This is a genomic window from Litoribrevibacter albus (assembly GCF_030159995.1).
GTDB lineage: Bacteria > Pseudomonadota > Gammaproteobacteria > Pseudomonadales > Litoribrevibacteraceae > Litoribrevibacter > Litoribrevibacter albus.
Window position 1 is genome coordinate 148112 of the sequence record NZ_BSNM01000015.1, and the last position, 18353, is coordinate 166464.

The 18353-nt window shown below is 47.1% G+C and carries 5 protein-coding genes; all 5 read left to right on the forward strand.

The genetic code is table 11. The annotated features are described in order from the left end of the window. The first annotated feature begins 63 nt into the window (after positions 1-63). Positions 64-2472 (forward strand): thioredoxin domain-containing protein, encoded by a 2409-nt coding sequence (locus QQL66_RS13150; protein WP_284381994.1) that lies wholly within the window; start codon positions 64-66, stop codon positions 2470-2472. Between the two features lie 249 nt (positions 2473-2721). Further along, complete coding sequence (locus QQL66_RS13155; protein ID WP_284381995.1) at positions 2722-3150, forward strand: hypothetical protein; 429 nt, start codon at positions 2722-2724, stop codon at positions 3148-3150. 5 nt (positions 3151-3155) lie between these two features. After that, positions 3156-4664 carry a tail fiber domain-containing protein gene (locus QQL66_RS13160; protein ID WP_284381996.1) on the forward strand — a complete coding sequence of 503 codons (1509 nt, stop codon included), beginning with the start codon at positions 3156-3158 and terminating at the stop codon, positions 4662-4664. Between the two features lie 44 nt (positions 4665-4708). Beyond that, positions 4709-8062 carry a choice-of-anchor U domain-containing protein gene (locus tag QQL66_RS13165; protein WP_284381997.1) on the forward strand — a complete coding sequence of 1118 codons (3354 nt, stop codon included), beginning with the start codon at positions 4709-4711 and terminating at the stop codon, positions 8060-8062. Between the two features lie 60 nt (positions 8063-8122). Then, the gene (locus QQL66_RS13170; protein WP_284381999.1) at positions 8123-18199 is read left to right on the forward strand and encodes a tandem-95 repeat protein; all 10077 of its coding nucleotides are present in this window, start codon (positions 8123-8125) and stop codon (positions 18197-18199) included. The last annotated feature ends 154 nt before the right edge of the window (positions 18200-18353 follow it).

Here is an 18353-nt window from a genome sequence, read left to right on the forward strand (position 1 = left end):
TCGACAGCATGTTATTGGCTGGTTGAGTGTGGTTTCTAATAACAATGATGACGAGACAAGCTTGTGTTGGAGCGATTTACTAGGTTTACCGCGATCAAGTTATCTCAGGTGCCTGTTTATACCATGGCTCTGTGCCTGTTTATGGGCGGTCATTGTTATGCGTTATCTGCTTTATCGCTTCAGGCGCCACCTTCCTCGGATATTGCGAAAGACTCTCTGCAAGTGTGGCGTCATGAGTTCGAATCCAAACAGACGTTGATGACCGGCTTGCTAGAGGATCACATGTCCCCGCAATCGATTCATTACATCAACGGCTTGATTCTGGAGAATTCCCCTTATCTGTTAAAGCATGCAGTTAATCCCATTAACTGGCAACCCTGGTCTGAAAACGTATTTCTTCAAGCTAAAGAACAAAAGAAGCTGGTATTCCTATCCATCGGCTATTCCAGTTGCCACTGGTGCAATGTTATGGAGAAGGAGAGTTTCAATGACCTTGGTATCGCTGGGTTGCTGGCTGATGATTACATTGCAGTGAAAGTCGATAGAGAAGAAAGACCAGATGTTGATAGCTACTATACCTCGGTGTTACAGGAGGTATTAGGAACCTCCGGCTGGCCCATTTCGGTCATTCTGAACGCCGCTGGTGATCCTCTTTTTGCGGCCTCGTATCTGCCAAAGCATAAGTTGTCGACCTTGTTGCCCCGTCTATCTCGCCTAATGAAAACTAATGCTGATCTGATGAATACGAATGCAAAACAGATTACCGCGTTGGTGAAGGAACGGTATACCAGGGTTCAATCTGCCACATGGGACCCCAAGGTATTAGAGACCACGACAAATGCCTTAAAAAAACGTTTAGATCCTGTGACAGGGGGGTACAAGGGTGCGCCTAAATTTCCTAACGAAGCCATGCTTTTGTTCGCGTTGGAGCGTTTATCACACGAATACGATGATCAGTTAGCAGAGTTAGTAAAGCTGCAACTTGCCAATATGATGTCTAAAGCCATGTATGACCATGTTAATGGTGGCTTCCATCGTTATGTGACTGACGATCAGTGGTTATTACCCCATTTCGAAAAGATGCTTTATAACCAGGCACAATTGTTAATGGTGTATAGCAAGGCTTATCAGTTATTTGCTGACCCTTTGTATCTGGCGGTGATCAATGATTTGTTCAGATTTAGCAGTGAACATTTATACGGTCAAGGCGAAGGCTTCTACACATCAATCAACGCAGTTTATCAAAAACAGGACGGTGGTTTTTACACATGGAAACCCGCTGAATTGGATTCCTTATTACGCAATTTTGAAAGCCGAACTCTTGTTCAAAGGTATGCTTTGCCTGGCACCAATTTACAGGGGGTTTACTTTTCAGCGCCGTTTGATCCAAAAAATTCTGACCTAAAACACTTGTTAAAAGAACGTCGAGAGGGCTCACCAGAGGTAGATAAAAAAGTCATTACGGCCTGGAATGGCCTTATGATCAATGGGTTAGCGAATGCTTATTCGGTGACGGGCAACGAGAAAATGAAAGCTCTGGCCATTTCTACCGCACACACCATTTGGCGTAATCATTTTGACGCAGCACAAAACCGGTTAATCCGGTCTTCGTTTCAAGGGAAGACAAATCACCGCGGGCAATTATCCGATTATTCCTATTTGGCGAATGCATTTTTGAAGATTCATGAACTCACCGAAGATGATGTTTGGTTAAAAAGAACACAAAAACTTGTTGATATTGTGAGTACGTACTTTACTGCAGGGAATGGTTCATTTTACTCAAGTGATGAGCGGAAAACTGACACTTGGAATGCAGAAAATCAAAACGTAAATGACCCTCAATCAGTTTCTGAAAACTTAACTACTTTTCAACGGCACCAGTACTTCAGAGACGGTGAATTATTTGCGGGTAATTCAGTCATGCTTGAGGTCATGCATAACCTTTGGTTGCGGACAGGAAATGGAGAGATAGGGACTATGTTATTGAGCATGAAGGAAACTATCAAAAGCTATTTTGATCTTCAGCCGTTTGATAATTTATATGCCGGCAAAGTGCTTACAGAGATAAGCCAAGGAGCGACTGAACATCAGCAATATTTTGCGATGGGGAAAGGATACGTTGAGTTTAACTATCAACGTGCAAGTTGTGACCTTCCAGCCAATCTGGAATTTTCTATTAAGTTGAAAGACGGCTGGCATATGAACTCCTCCAGCCCTAATAATCAGTACCTGATACCCACCCGGTTAACAGTTGACTCAGGACTAATCAAAGTGGATTACCCTAAAGACAGTATCAGAAAGCTGACTTTTTCTGAACAAGCTCTGCGAGTGTATCAGGGGCAGTTTCGAATTCTGGCTCAAGCGCAGACCAATTCTTTAAGTAAATTAAAACTGGATTTACAAGTCTGTGGAGACAGGCAATGCCTGGCTCCACAAAGCATTAATTTTATGTTGGCTCAGTGTCAGTCATAGACATGCAATGACTGTTGTTAGCATGTTTGGACTGAGATGTTTGGACTGAGACATTTGAAGAAAGGTGTTTAAGGCAACGGCTTTGGAAACCACGGTTTTAAAAAGCAGTTTGGAAACAGCAGTTTGGAAATACTCATGGTTGTGCGTAATTCCGTGTAATTGAAGGTAATTGTAGTAAGTCGCAATACGCCTAACACTGGACAGATTTACGCTACGAATTTGATACATAGCTTGAAGAGAGTCGTCATTATGATCACCACATTTCGTTCACTTATTGTCTCGTTGATGAGAGGTTCTATTGGAACTTTTCTAACGGTAAGTGTTGTGTTTTCTCCAGCTGGCATTGCTGCAACGGTTCAAGGTGGTTCAGACGGAATCATGCTTTTAGAGTTGCCTGTGGAGTACACAATAGTGCAATTGGATGGTGATGATGGCACTCAACTCAGCAGCAAAAATGGCATGTTTGAAACGGAAGACGGTTTTTCTGATGGCTTTTATACCTACAAAATTTTAACAGAAGTGGCTGTTGAGCCTTCTGCGCGAAGGAATGAACCCATGCTGGATAACGGGCGTGATCCGAATGTTAAGCCCGCTTCCTTCTATTTAAAAACCATTGAATCTAAACGCTTTTTAATCATGGATGGCCTAGTTGTCAACCCTGACCTAGCAGAGGAATAGTTGGTATGAATATGATGCTGAAGAAGTTAATTTTTGTTTCTGGTTTAGGTTTAGGCTTTGGTTTGGGAGTGGAGGCGACTGCAGATCAATTGATTCAGGATGATTTGGCAGTGAAAGGCAGTATTTGCGTCGGGGTAGACTGTGCAGTCGGTGAAGTTTTTTCTTTTGATACCATTCGAATGAAAGAAAATAACCTGCGAATCCGATTTGTTGATACCAGTAGCGCTGGTGGCTTTCCGAGCAATGATTGGGAAATTACTATTAACGATTCTGCGAACGGTGGGGTAAACAGATTCAGTATCTTTGATGTAACACAGGACAAAACGCCCTTTACGATTCTTGCTGGTGCACCGAACAATAGTATTTATGTTCAGAGTACAGGTAATGTTGGTTTTAACACCACTGCTCCACAAGTAGAGCTACACGTACTTGATGGTAACTCTCCAACACTGAGATTGGATCAGGATGCTTCATCGGGATTTACCGCTCAGGCCTGGGATGTCGGAGGAAACGAAACTAATTTCTTTGTCCGGGATGTTTCAAATAATGGATCGCTTCCTCTTAGAATCCAGGCAGGTGCCACTACTGCCAGTCTTTTTATTGCAGCTGATGGCGACGTAGGATTTGAAACCACGTCTCCTGATGGCATGTTCGATATTGCCCACCCTGCAGACGTTAACAATCATGCTGTGTTAGTCAGCCCTGTCGGGTATTTCGGGGTTAATATTGATAATGGACAAGTACCGAGAGGTCTTTTGGATATCCAAACGACGGGCGGCGTTTCCAAGTTACTTGTTAAGAACGATGGTATTGTCGGTATTAATGCCGGGGTCAGTGGTGTGCCGACAGGCCTGTTTGATATTCAAGATGGCAGTGGTAATTCTTTATTTAACGTGACCTCTGCAGGAGCCGTCACCTCTGCGGGAGCGATAACCGCAACAGGCGATGTGTGTACCAATTCAACCACCCCTGCAACCTGTTTAAGTGCAGCAGGCGGGCCAGCAGGGCTTGATTTGGGTTCTTGGACGATTCAGGAAAACAGTACAACGAATAACTTGGAATTTGCCTATAACAGTACGGTCCAATTTATGGTACGAACGGATGGCAGCATCAGGGCTACAGAAAAACTGTGTGGAAGTCTTGGTGGTTCGGAAAGCTGTCACTTTTCTTCTTCAAGAGCTTTGAAAGATATTCTGGCGACTGTTGATAGTCTGGCTGTATTAGAAAAGCTGAGTTCTCTTGAAATGAATCGTTGGAGTTATAAGTCAGACAACGATTCTTCAATCATACATATGGGCGTAATGTCCGAAGATTTTCATCAGGCCTTTGGGTTAAACGGTAATACCACCGACAGTATTGCGATGGTGGATGCCGTTGGGGTGTCTATGGCGTCGATCCAGGCGCTGAATAAGCAACTGAAGGATAAAGATAGGGAAATTGAAAAGATTCACGGTGAATTAGATTCTCTGCGACGAGAATTAGAAGAGATTAAAGCGCTGGTACAACTGAAATAGTGGTTGGTCATTCATTGCTCTTTTTCTAGAAGGACTCGTTACCTATGTTGTCGGCTATTTCTGAATCTTTTGCTTTTGCTGCGTTTGAAAGAATCGCGATCAGTTTACGCGAGCAATACTTGATTCGTCTGTGGCGAATCTGGGGTGTGCTTGTGCTTGGTTTTGCTTTACAAGGCTTTGCACAGCCAGGTTTTGCACAACCAATGATTAACTCAGTCACTGCGCCAGTTGCGGGTAGTTACGACAATACTGACGATCTCGAATTTGTTGTTTCGTTTTCAGAAGACATTCAAGTTACACCAACGGACGAAGGAGAATTCGGCTTTTTGGTATTAGCTTTGGATTCAGGCAATGCGTATGCGGCCTATCAAAGTCACAACAGTTCCTCCATTACGTTCTCTTATACGCCGTCTAATCAGGATTTTGATTTTAATGGCATTAATCTACTTGGCTTTCAGGGGCTTCAGGTAACAAACGCCGCAGGTTTTTTTGCCAATCTAAATCTGGGTGGAGTGGATGAATTACCCAAAATTGAGATTGTTCATGGTAATACCGCCAGTTTACCTACCTTGGATAATTACCAGTCAGGGGACGAACTGGTTTATACCCTCCGTTGGGGGCGGGTTACTCAGATTGAAATGTCAGAGGGAATTCCTCAACTGTCTATCTTGGTAGGAAATAATCAATACACATTGAACGGTGAAGCGACCAGTCAAGGGGAGATAGTCTTTCGTCATGTCGTTACTGAATCCGATATGGACGTAGATGGCATTATCACCGGAGAGTTGGATTTAAATGACACGATCATCATGGGAACCTTGGATGGCAGGAACGACACCAGCTTTGGTCGTCATGAATTGACCGTCACTAACCGAACCTTTATCAATAATGGCTTAGTTTCGGTTACACAGTTGGGAGAGACCCCTTCAGAGGTGTTGGTAGCAGGAGCATCGATCCCACGCATTGAAAGCATCAGCGTACCTGGAAGTGGTGACTATCTAATCGGAGATACGCTTTCGTTTACGGTGCAGTTTAACCAGCAAGTTTTGAGTACGGATACCGGCAGTACTGTATTACGAATTTCTTTGGGTCAAGGTCGTGAGGTTGAAGCCAGTTATGTGTCTGACTCAGCTGCTCAAAACACCTGGCAATTTGACTATGTGGTGACTTCGGCTGATAAGGCGGCCAATGGCATTCGTTTATTAGCACTAAACTCGGGAGGGCAGTATTACGATGAAGGGCCAATGTATGCCTTTTCTAATTGGCGTGATTTGGTGTTAAACAATGTGGCTAACAGCAGTGGCATTTCTGTGAATGTGGCTAACACAGCGCAAATAGTGAGTGTTAACGTTCCCGATCTAACAACTTACGTTACTGGTGATACCTTAAGTATTACTTTGAATTACAGTCAGAGTGTCTTTGTAGAAGGAACGCCTTTACTTTACCTGACTATTGGAGACACTCAGGTTATTGCCCAATATGTCAGTGGCAGTGGTACGTCTTCGTTAACCTTTAGCTACGTATTAGCGCCGGGGTTAGAGGGGGCTAATGAAATCTCGATAGATAAAATCGTCCTTGATGGCGCAAGCGTACTTTCGGTCGCCGGTGTTTCTGCCGATGTGCAATTAATAAATCTGGATGATCAGCCGCCTGTTATTGCTCAACCTCAAGACCTGGACATCAACGCCACCGGTTTATTGACCTCAATTTCAGAGCTTGTTCCCCCAACGGCATATGATGAGCAGGATGGCGATGTTGAGGTTCACTTAGATAGCCCTGATTCATCCTACTTAATGCCTGGCCTTCATGAGTTGGTTTGGTATGCCGTGGATGCAGCGGGTAACCGAAGTGAAGTTCGTCAGTCATTGGCGATTCATCCGTTAATCTCTCTCAGTAACGACCAGATTCAGGCCGAAGGCGCTGAAAGCCGGGTTCAGGTCATTCTGAATGGTGAACCGCCAGAGTATCCATTTACTGTGTTCTTTGATGTTTCGGGCAGTGCAACGGGGCCGAATGGTGAGGGCCAAGATCACAATCTAAGCTCGGGTAGCATTGTTTTTGTAGAGAGTGATTTTGTAGAGAGTGAGTTTGTAGAGAGTGATGACGAGCAGAGCGATGATGAACAAAGTAATGTTCTGCAGAATGGTTCTGAAACTAACATGTTCTCCAAAGACATTACCTTCTCAATTCTTGAAGATAATCAAATCGAAGGCAATGAAACCATCGAAGTTACCCTGACCGGTTCCGGCAACTTCGGTAATAAGACCCGCCATATCACCACAATCTCTGAGAGTAATGTTGCACCGAACGTCACGTTACAGGTGAGTCAGAACGAATCCAACGTACTCATCATTGATCAAGCTTCCGGCTTGGTGGACTTGATAGCAGAGGTCAGTGATTCCAATTCGAACGATTTGCATACAGTAGCCTGGGATTTCTCTGATGATGTTTCACCGATTGTGGTGAGTGAATTACAGCGTCAAATCGAGCCGTCCAACCTGTTACCAGGGACATATTCTGTCACGGTTTCTGTCAGTGACAATGGTTCTCCTTCGCTCAGTAAACAAGTCAGCCTGACTTATCGAATCGTTGATGAACTGGCAACACTGACCTCTCAGGACAGTGATGGTGATGGGGTTTCTGATGTTGAAGAGGGTTGGGCTGATGATGATCTGGACGGTCAGCCAAATTATCTTGATCCAATCGCGATGGATAATGTGATCAGTGAAACCTCCGACGATGGATTGGCGTTCCTGATTGAATCCGATCCTGGTCTCAAGTTGACGCTAGGTGAGCGGGCATTAGCCAATGGCGGACAGGGGGCTCAATTAAACATAGAGCTGTTGCCGGAAGAATTGCAGATGCCAGCAGACAGCATCTCGAATGTAAGTGGCTACTTTGATTTTGTCATAAATGGTCTGTCCGAGTCCGGTCAGAGTGTCAATGTCGTGCTTCCTCAACGGGCGGTTATCCCGGCTGATGCGGTTTACCGGAAGTTTGATGACGGGGTGTGGTTTGACTTTGTGGAAGACGCAAGCAATGGCGTGATGTCTGCGCCAGGTAGTGAAGGCAGTTGTCCTTCCCCTCAGAGCAGTGAATATCAAACCGGACTGAATCAAGGCGATTGGTGTGTTCAGTTGACCATTGAAGACGGTGGTCCTAACGATGCGGATGGTCTGGCAAATGGCAGTATCCATGATCCCGGTGGGGTAGGCCGTTCTGCAAGCTCTAATGTGGACAGCTCAAATGCAGACAGTAGTGATTTAGATACAAATAGTGGCAGTGGAAAAAGCGGTGGGGGAGCTATTCGATACTTACTGATGTTGTTGTTCAGTTTAATAAGTTGTCGATGGGTTGCGTCTAAGTGCTCTGTTTCGTCGGTATCCCGGCGTGATTAAAGTATTCCTGACTGTAGATAGAACTTAACTTTTAAATGGAATTGCAGCGTGAATGTTTGTATGAAGAGAGTACTTGAACGTTTTTTGCTCCCACTATTATCGCTTGCGATGTGTTTGAGCAGTGTCAGTGCCTTTGCCGGAACACCAACGTTTAGCGTGGCGTTCTCTCCCACCACTGTCGCCCCTGGTACGGTCAGTACCATGACGTACACCATCGACAATTCTGCGAACAACGTGGGAGTGAGTAGTCTTACGTTCAGTAATACCTTACCCACAGGAATGACGATTGCCGATCCTTCTGATATTTCAAATACATGTATTAATGGCAGTTACACTGCGGCTTCAGGCAGTGATTCCATTACCTTCAGTGATTATCGATTAGGGCTGGGTGAAAGCTGTACGCTCAGTATGAAGGTTGTTAGCAGTACCGCTGGCTCGCATGTAAATACCACGAGTACTTTGTCCACCAGTCAAGGTAGTGTCGCAGCGGCGAGTGCTACACTGACGGTTGATTCCTCCCGCCCCGGTTTTTCAATGGCATTTTCTCCATCGACGATAGTGCCTGGTAGCACCAGTACTTTAACCTATACCATTGATAACACTTTGAATGGCGCTAATGTTAATTTTTTAACATTTACTCATACCTTACCCACTAACCTGTTGGTTTCGGCTGATCCCTCAGTAAACAACACGTGTACAGGCGGAGTTCTGCCCGCTCAGTTAACCGCGACTCCAAATTCTGGCTCGATCTCATTGCTGTATGGTTATGTAGCGGCAGGCTCTACCTGTTCCATCAGTGTTAATGTAAGTACCAGTAACGCTGGTGTATACATTACTGAAACGGGCGATCTAACTCAGAACAATTCAAACCCGAGTGGCTCGGCAAGCAGTCAGTTAGATGTCGAACCGTCGTTTCTGTTTGCGAACTTTCCTGCATCTGCTTCCCCTGGCAGTTCGGTTACCCTGGAATTTACGATCAATAACCTTGATCGTACCTATGATGCAACTGGCATTACCTTCACGAACGATTTAAATGCGACACTTAGCGGGTTAACGGCGACCGCGTTACCTGCCACTGGTTTTTGTGGTAGTGGGTCAACCCTGACAGGGTCTTCTACGATTACGGTTGCAGGCGCAAACCTGGCTGCGGAGGCGTCGTGTTCCTTTGAGGTGACGGTACTGGTTCCGGCCAATGCCGCTGCCGGGACTTACACCAATACCACCAGCACCGTAAATCTAACGTTAGGTTCTGCAACGACCAAACCCGCCGTCAGTAATAATCTGGTGGTTAAAAAAGCCCCTACCATTACTAGCCAGTTTATTGATGACCCCGTCAGTGCTTCTGGTGATTTCACTCAGCGGTTTGTGATTACCAATACCGATACGGCAAACACAGCAAGTAGCATTTCATTTACTCAGCTCATTGATGATCAATTGGCTGGAACGGTTGTTAAAACGCTACCTGCGGCTAACTCTTGTGGTTCCGGTTCAACGTTTACAGCTGCAAGTAACGGTACGAATATGGTTTTGACTGTCAGTGGGGGTAATCTTGCTGCCGGTGCTAGTTGTACATTTGATGTGATTATGACCGCTCAGGCTGGTGTCACACCTGGCAGCTACGCCTTTACCACAAGCAGTCCTTCTGCTTTTGTCTCTGGTTCGACTGTGTATGGTGTTCCGGCGTCTGACACCCTTGTTGTGGTAGCGGCTCCGGCCTTGCAAGTGTCAATCAACGAAGACTCGACTACACCAGATTCAACTGTTACAACAGATTTCACTTTGAATTACAGCGCCAATGCTACCGCAGATGCCACAGGAGTAGGCTTTACAGTTGATCTGCCTGCGGCCTTGACGGGGATGACCGCAACGCCAACATCCCAAAGTGATATTTGCGGCAGTGGTTCAAGTTTTACCGACAATGGCTCTTCTATATTTACTTTGAGCGGCGCGACGTTATCGCCGGGAGACAGCTGTACTTTTTCCATTACCATGCAAGTGCCGGCGGGTGCAGCACCGGGTACGGTCACTTTGAGCAGCTCCAGTGTGACAGCAACAACGTCTGGCAAGTCTGTCTCTTCTGAAGCTGCCAGCGATACGCTGATCATTACCGGACTGACCCTGAGTAAAACATTTGTAACCGATTCCGTGTTTGCCGGCGACTCTACTGTACTCAGATACACCATCACTAACGCCGCAACCGCCCTGGCTGCAACAAGTATGCAATTCAGCGATGATCTAACGTCTGTCATTTCAACAATGGCAGCGACTTCGTTGCCATCTACGCCTTGTGGTGCCAGCTCCAGTATAACTGGCACAACCACTTTGGCTTTCTCCGGCGGGGAATTGCAGCCAGGCGAAAGCTGTACCTTTGATGTAACAGTGACACTACCTGTAACGGCAACGGAAGGGAGCTATGTCAGTGTAAGTAGTGTAATGACCGCAACCGTTAATAGTGTTAATACCTCGACTAATGGTGCGAGTGCAAATCTTGAGGTTGTTACGTTAAGTGTGCTGTTATCCTCTACGGAGTCATCACCCACGAGTCTCAACCCTATACCTGTCACTGTTTACTTTAGTCGGCCAGTCGTTAATTTTGTGATAAGTGATTTGACGGTGGGTAATGGTTCGGCCACGAACTTTAGCGGTAGTGGCGACACCTACACGGTGGATATCGTTCCCACTGCGGATGGAACGGTCACTGTGGATGTCGCGGCCAATGTTGCGGATGATTCAGTGAATGGGTTGGTGAAAAATACCGCTGCGGCGCAATTATCACGGGAATATACAGCTACACCTGCTACGGTCACTCCAAGCCTGGTGATTTCTTCCCCAAGTGTCAGTGCAACTACGACAGGCCCTGTCACTTACACTGTGACTTATTCGGATGCTGAGACCGTCAATCTTACTGACTCTGCCATAACGCTCAATAATACGGGTACCAATGCTACGGTTACCGTGACCAATGGAGACACCAGTACAGCAACGGTAACGCTCAGTAATATTAGTGGTGATGGTACTCTAGGCATTAGCATTGCGGCTAATTCAGCAAGAAACGGTTCAGAGTTAGCGCCAGCAGCAGGGCCATCCACTACCTTTGTGGTGGATAACACCCAGCCATCAGTAACCATTACCGATGCGTTTGGCGGTTCGGTGAATGCTCCTTTTGAAGCAACGCTGACGTTCAATGAAGATGTGACCGGTTTTGCGATAGGTGACCTGTCGGCCTCTAACGCGTCACTTTCCGGTTTCAATGCTGTCAGTGCATCGGTTTATAAGGTCACTGTAACACCATCCAGTCAAGGCTCAGTGACGCTGGATGTCGCTTCATCCGCAGCGATAGATGCGTTAGGCAACAGCAGTACAGCAGCTCAACATATTGTGACTTATGATACAACGTCCCCCTCATTGTCGATTACGGGCGCTTCGACGCCATATAACGCGCCGTTCACTGCAACCATGACATTTAATGAAGATGTGACCGGCTTTAATGTCTCAGACATCAGTGTATCCAACGCCGCTTTAAGTAACTTTAGCGCTACCAGTGCAGCCGTTTATACCGTGTTAGTGACGCCATCGGCAGAGGGGGTGGTGTCGTTAGATGTCGCGGCAAATGCCGCGCTTGATGCAGCGGGTAATGGCAATACTGTGGCTTCTCAATACAGCGTTACTTATGACAGCACCGCGCCAACGGTCGTGATCACAGGGGGCGCGGCCAATGCCAATGGCGTCTTCACCGCGACCTTTACCTTTAGTGAGGCCGTAGAAAATTTTGTTATCTCTGATATTACGCTTGGCAATAGCACGGTTGATAACTTTGTAACCACCAGCAGCAGTGTATACATGGTAGATGTGACACCAGCAAAAGAGGGTGTGGTTACTTTAGATCTAGCCAATGGCGTTGCCACAGATACGGCTGGAAACGGTAACATCGCCGCAACTCAGTTCAGTACAACCTTTGATCCTGTTATTAGTCTGACAGCCAGTACCAATTCGGTGTCAGAGACCAACGGCAGTGTGACATTAACGGCTTCTTCCAACGTGGCTGCGGGCGCAGACATCACGGTCAATCTGGTGTTGAGCGGTACGGCCTCTAACGGTACCGATTATGCCGTGGGCGCCACCAGTCTGCTTATTCCTGCAAACCAGAGCCAAGCGACAACGACGGTGACGATAACATCGGATACTGTGGTGGAAGGCAATGAAACTTTGATCGTTGATATTGCCAGTGTTTCAGGCGGGGCGACTAACAGTGCAACGGAAAATGGCACTCAGCAGCAAACGGTAACCATCGTTGATGACGACAGTGTTGCCGTTACTTTAACCGCCAGTACCAGTTCTGTTGCTGAAGCGGCAGGCTCCAGTACGTTAACCGTGACTTTGGATAAGACGACCTTTGAAGACGTCGTTGTAAATTTGGGTTATAGCGGCACGGCCACCAGTGGTGGTGATTACACTACGTCGGCAAGCTCTCTAACCATTGCTTCCGGTCAGACAACCGGTACGGTCAGCTTGACGGCCACGTCGGATTCCACCGTAGAAGTAGCTGAAACCATCGTGGTTGATATCACCGGAGTGAGTGGCGGTCTTGCCAGTGAAAGTGGTAATCAACAGCAAACAGTGACCATTATTGACGATGACAGTGTTGCTGTTACCTTAACTGCAAGTGCCAGTACCATTGCAGAAGCAACAGGTACCAGTACCTTAACTGCGACCTTGGACAAAGCGACGTTCGAAGATGTGACGGTGAGCCTGGGTTATACCGGTACTGCGACCAGTGGCAGTGATTACACAACGTCTGCTTCAATAACTATTTCTGCCGGACAAACCACAGGCTCGACTACTCTGACGGCAGTCTCGGATACGATGGTTGAACCGGATGAAAATATCGTGGTGGATATCACTGGCGTGAATGGCGGTTCAGCCAGTGAAAGTGGAAGCCAGCAACAAACGATCATCATTACCGATGATGATGACAGTGCCACCGTTTCTTTATCCGTGAGTAACAATACGATTGCAGAAGCGGCTGGTACCAGTACGTTAACCGCGACCTTGGATAAGGCAACCTTCGAAGATGTGACGGTCAGCCTTGGGTATACCGGCACCGCTAGCAATGGCAGTGATTACACAACCTCAGCAAGCTTTATTACTATCGTTGCCGGTCAAACTACAGGTTCGATCATTCTGACAGCGGCATCGGATACCTCAGTCGAAACAAATGAAACCATCATTGTGGACATTGCAGGGGTGAGTGGCGGTTCGGCCAGTGAGAGTGGTACTCAACAGCAAACGGTCACCATCACTGATGACGACAGTGCGTTGGTTACCCTAACCGTCAGCGACAGTTCGATTGCTGAAGCGGCAGGTACCAGTACAGTGACTGCCGTTTTGGATAAGGCAACCTTCGAAGATGTAACGGTCAGTCTGGGATATACCGGCACTGCAAGCAGCGGCAGTGATTACGAAGTACCGGCTGGCGCTATTACCATCTCTGCCGGTCAAATCTCTGGCTCGACCCTCTTGACCTCGATGGCGGATTCTTTAATAGAAACGGATGAAACCATCATTGTTGATGTTACTGGCGTAAGCGGTGGCTCAGCCAGTGAAAGTGGTGCTCAACAGCAAACAGTGACCATCACAGATGATGATTCTGTAGCTGTTACATTAGCGGTAAGTTCGAATTCCATTGCTGAGGCGGCAGGCATCAGCACCTTAACTGTCACCTTGGGCAGTTCTACGTTTGAAGATGTTGTTGTCAGCTTAGGGTACACAGGTACGGCAAGCAGTGGCAGTGATTACTTAACACCATCAAGTACGATCACCATTCCTGCAGGTCAGACTGAAGGTACAGTTTCGTTGACCTCGATTTCTGATACGTCTGTTGAAGCCGATGAAACCATCATTGCTGATATCACCGGTGTCAGTGGTGGTTCGGCCATTGAACGCAGTCCTCAGCAACAAACGGTCACCATTGTCGATGACGACAGCTCGGTGGTCGTGTTAACGGTAGACAATAGTTCTATTGCAGAGACTGGCGGTTCCAGCACGTTAACAGCAACCTTGGATAAAGCAACCTATGAAGCTGTGGTAGTGAGTCTGGGCTATACCGGCACTGCAACTAGCGGCAGTGATTACGTGGCGTCGACTAACTCCATTACCATCGCGGCAGGTCAAACCACGGGTACTGCGACACTGACAGCTACTTTCGATACTCTGGTTGAAGCGAATGAAACCATCATTGTGGACATTACCGGGGTGAGTGGTGGTTTCGCCAGCGAAAGTAATACACAACAGCAAACAGTCACCATTAATGATGATGACAGTGCGACCGTCAGGTTATTGGTCAGTAACACTTCTATCGTGGAAGCGGCGGGCGCCAGTACCATAACCGCGATTCTGGATAAATCGACCTTTGAAGATGTCGTGGTTAGCCTGGGGTATAGCGGCACCGCCAGTAGCAACGATTATGTGATGTCGGAAGAAACGATTACTGTCTCAGCAGGCCAAACGATTGGTACGGTTACGTTAACCGCAGTTCAAGACACTACTGAAGAAACCGATGAGAGTGTCATCATAGACATCACCGGAGTCAGTGGCGGTTCTGTCAGTGAAGATGGGACTCAGCAACAAACCGTGACCATCAGTAATGACGATAATGAAACCGGCAGCGATGTAGCGACGGTCGATGAAGGCAATAGCATTCAGATCGATGTGTTAGCCAATGATCAGGGGCCGGGCAGTACCTTAAACCCTGCAAGTGTCAATATTTATACAGCGGCTTCAAACGGTTCAACCAGTATCAATACGGCCAACGGTTTCATCACCTATACACCAAAAGCGGACTTTAGTGGGGTCGATACCTTTGCTTATGTGGTCAATGATTTACAAGGGAATACGTCTGCACCTACGACGGTGACCGTTACTGTTAATAATATTAACGATGCGCCTGTGGCGGTGAACGACACTGCCATTATTCAGGAAGATAACTCGTTAACCTTGGATGTTTTAGCGAATGATGTTGATGTGGACGGTGCGGATGATATCAACCGTCTGACCCTGGCTGTGGTGACACAAGCAACGCATGGGCAGGCCAGTGTGGTTGATGGAAGTATTCTCTATGTACCAGAAACGAACTACAACGGCAGCGACTTATTTAGCTATAGGGTTGAGGACAATGCCGGGGTAGAGTCGAACATTGCTACGGTCAGTATTAATGTCACTGGCTCGAACGATGCACCTGCTACTCAAAGTGATTCGGCGGTTACCGATGAAGACACAGCCGTCACAATTGCTGTGTTGGATAATGATACGGACGTTGATGGTCAATTGGAGGTGAATAGTGTTGCTATGGTCGCTCAAGCGGCTAATGGTATAGCTGAAGCTCAAACGGACGGCACCATCATTTACACACCTAATGACGACTTCTATGGGGTGGATACCTTCACCTACACAGTGAAAGATGTTGAAGGTGCGGTATCCGCTGCAACGGAGGTTGCAGTCACCGTTCAAGGGATCAATGATGCCCCTGTCGCCGTTGATGACGTTGCGATCATACTTGAGGATAACAGTTTTGACATCAACGTAGTGGGTAACGATATTGATGTGGATGACAACCTGGATGTGTCCAGTTTGGTGGTGGTCAGTTTGCCAACCAATGGGACCGTTACTTTCAACAACGGCATGTTGAATTACACTCCAGCGGCTGAATTCGGTGGTAACGACGCCTTCAGTTATACCGTCAGTGACCTCGATGGAGTTACGTCGAATGTTGCAACGGTGACCATCACGGTTAATCCAGTGAATGACATGCCATTAGCCAATGATGATGTTGCCAACACCGAAGAAGATACGGTGATAAGCATCGACCTGTTGGCTAACGATCAGGACATCGATGGTACTTTAGATCCGGCCAATATCACTCTGGTTCAAGTAAACAACGGCCAGGTTGTTATAGACACTACGACAGGGGTTGCGACTTATACTCCAAATGCCGACTTTAACGGTGTAGATACATTCCTTTATCGTGTAAACGACAATGAAGGCGGGGAGTCGAACACGGCAACGGTAACGATACAAATATCGAGCGTAAATGATGCACCGATCATTTCAGGTACGCCTTTAACGACGGTTCTGGAAGGTGGGGAATATCGTTTCGTTCCGGATATAACAAATGTGGATGATGACTCGCTGACCATTACGGCAACGAATGTGCCTGGTTGGTTAACCTTTGATTCAATCACTGGTGAACTGATCGGAACGCCGAATGTGGGGGACGCAGGCAGCTACTCTGACATTGAATTGCAGGTTACTGATGGCGAGTTTACCTCTGCATTGGCTGCCTTCTCGATAGTCGTGGTTGGTGATAATGATACCGATGGCATCGCGAACACCGAAGATACGGACGATGACAATGATGGCATGAGTGATGAGTTCGAGCTTGCTAATGGCTTCAATCCATTCGATCCGGCCGATGCCGAAGAAGACGCTGATAACGATGGTTTGAGTAACCGTGAGGAAGCGCTTCAGTCGAGTAATCCTTTACTGGATGATCAGGCGCCGATCTTTACTTTGCCTGTCCCTCTGGAATTCAATGCCACTGGTTTACTTACACAGTTATCCGATCTTGAGCCGCCGACGGCCATTGATGGTCTGGATGGTGAAGTCGCTGTAAACCTCCTTGGCACGTCACCTCCTGCTTTGGCTCCTGGCCGAAATCAAGTGACCTGGTATGCAACCGACGCAGCCGGTAATCGTGCTGAGGTTCAGCAACAAGTGGACATTCATCCGTTAGTTTCGCTCAGTAGCGGGCAGGTAGTGGGTGAAGGGGCCAGTGGTCAAATCCGAGTCTTCCTGAACGGTGAGGCACCTGACTATCCGATTACCATCTCTTATATTCTGGAAGGCAGTGCCGATTCAAACGATCATAATTTGAGTGCAGGTAGCATAACGCTTGATGAAGGCGAGCTTACTAAAGGCATTCCGTTTGAAATTACTCTGGATAATGTAATCGAAGGAACCGAAACCTTAGACGTTGTTCTGACGGGTGAAGGTAATATTGATGCTCATAATCGTCATACCCTGACTATTGTGGAAAACAATGTCGCGCCGCGTGTCGAGTTGGCAGTCACTCAAAGTGGTGTGAATCGTTTGATCTTCGAACAAGGTGGTGGGGTCGTCGACTTTACGGCAACGGTGAATGATCCAAATCCAGCCGATCAGCATACGGTTGAATGGGTGTTCTCCGACGATGTTTCCGATGATGCCGTCAGTGATTTACAACACCAGATAGATCCGGCTGAGTTATTACCTGGTCTTTATAACCTGGTGTTGCGTGTCACAGATAACGGTTTGCCGGCGTTGACCAACGAGGTGAGTTTCTCTTATCGGGTGGTCGAAACACTGGCGGTGTTGAGTGAAACCCAAGACAGTGATGGTGATGGCATTGTTGATGCTGATGAAGGTTGGGCGGATGACGACCAGGACGGTCAGCCGAATTATCTTGATGCAATTGATCTACCAAATGTGCTCAACAGCTCTGCGGACGATGGCTTTACCTTCTTACTGGAAGCGGACCCAGATGTGACGTTGGTATTGGGGGATCGAGCGCTATCAAACGATGGACGTGGTGCGAAGTTAGTAACAGACGAACTCTCTGAAGAGATGGCTTTACCTGATGACGGGTTTGATAATCTCAGCGGTTACTTTGATTTTATTGTGAATGACTTACCTGAAATTGGCCAAAGTGTGAATATTGTGATCGCGCAACAGTCGTCAATTCCTGCCAATGCGGTGTATCGTAAGTACGATGACGTTTGGTTTACCTTTGTGGAAGACGCCGACAACAGCCTTATGTCTGCTCCGGGCGAGGAAGGTTTCTGTCCGCCGCCAGGTGATGGAAGTTATCGAGCTGGTTTGAACGAAGGCGACTGGTGTGTTCAGCTGACCATTGAAGACGGCGGCCCGAACGATGCGGATGGCGTTTCAAATGGCAGTATTCATGACCCAGGTGGTGTTGGGGTTGCAGGTAAAAAAGTCATACGAAGCAGTGGAAGTGGCGGTGGTAGTATCGATATTCCTTGGATGTTGTTATTACTCGGTTTATTTGGGCTGTATGGTGTAAGGCGAACAAGAAAGCCATAACGTGCAGTTTTTGAGATTATTCGCTATTTCAACTGTGTAGGATATAGATTGTGTAGGGTAAAGATGGTGTCTTGGGATTGACAGACATCAAGAGTCTCCAATAACTAAAGGCACGTTTGTGAGGCTCGTCTTTAACTTATCAAAAGGATGTGTA

What these genes read in the sequence shown, in the direction of transcription:
- QQL66_RS13160 (WP_284381996.1), top strand. Translation starts at nt 3,156, where the DNA reads ATGAATATGATGCTGAAGAAGTTAATTTTTGTTTCTGGTTTAGGTTTA.
- QQL66_RS13170 (WP_284381999.1), top strand. Translation starts at nt 8,123, where the DNA reads ATGAAGAGAGTACTTGAACGTTTTTTGCTCCCACTATTATCGCTTGCG.
- QQL66_RS13155 (WP_284381995.1), top strand. Translation starts at nt 2,722, where the DNA reads ATGATCACCACATTTCGTTCACTTATTGTCTCGTTGATGAGAGGTTCT.
- QQL66_RS13165 (WP_284381997.1), top strand. Translation starts at nt 4,709, where the DNA reads ATGTTGTCGGCTATTTCTGAATCTTTTGCTTTTGCTGCGTTTGAAAGA.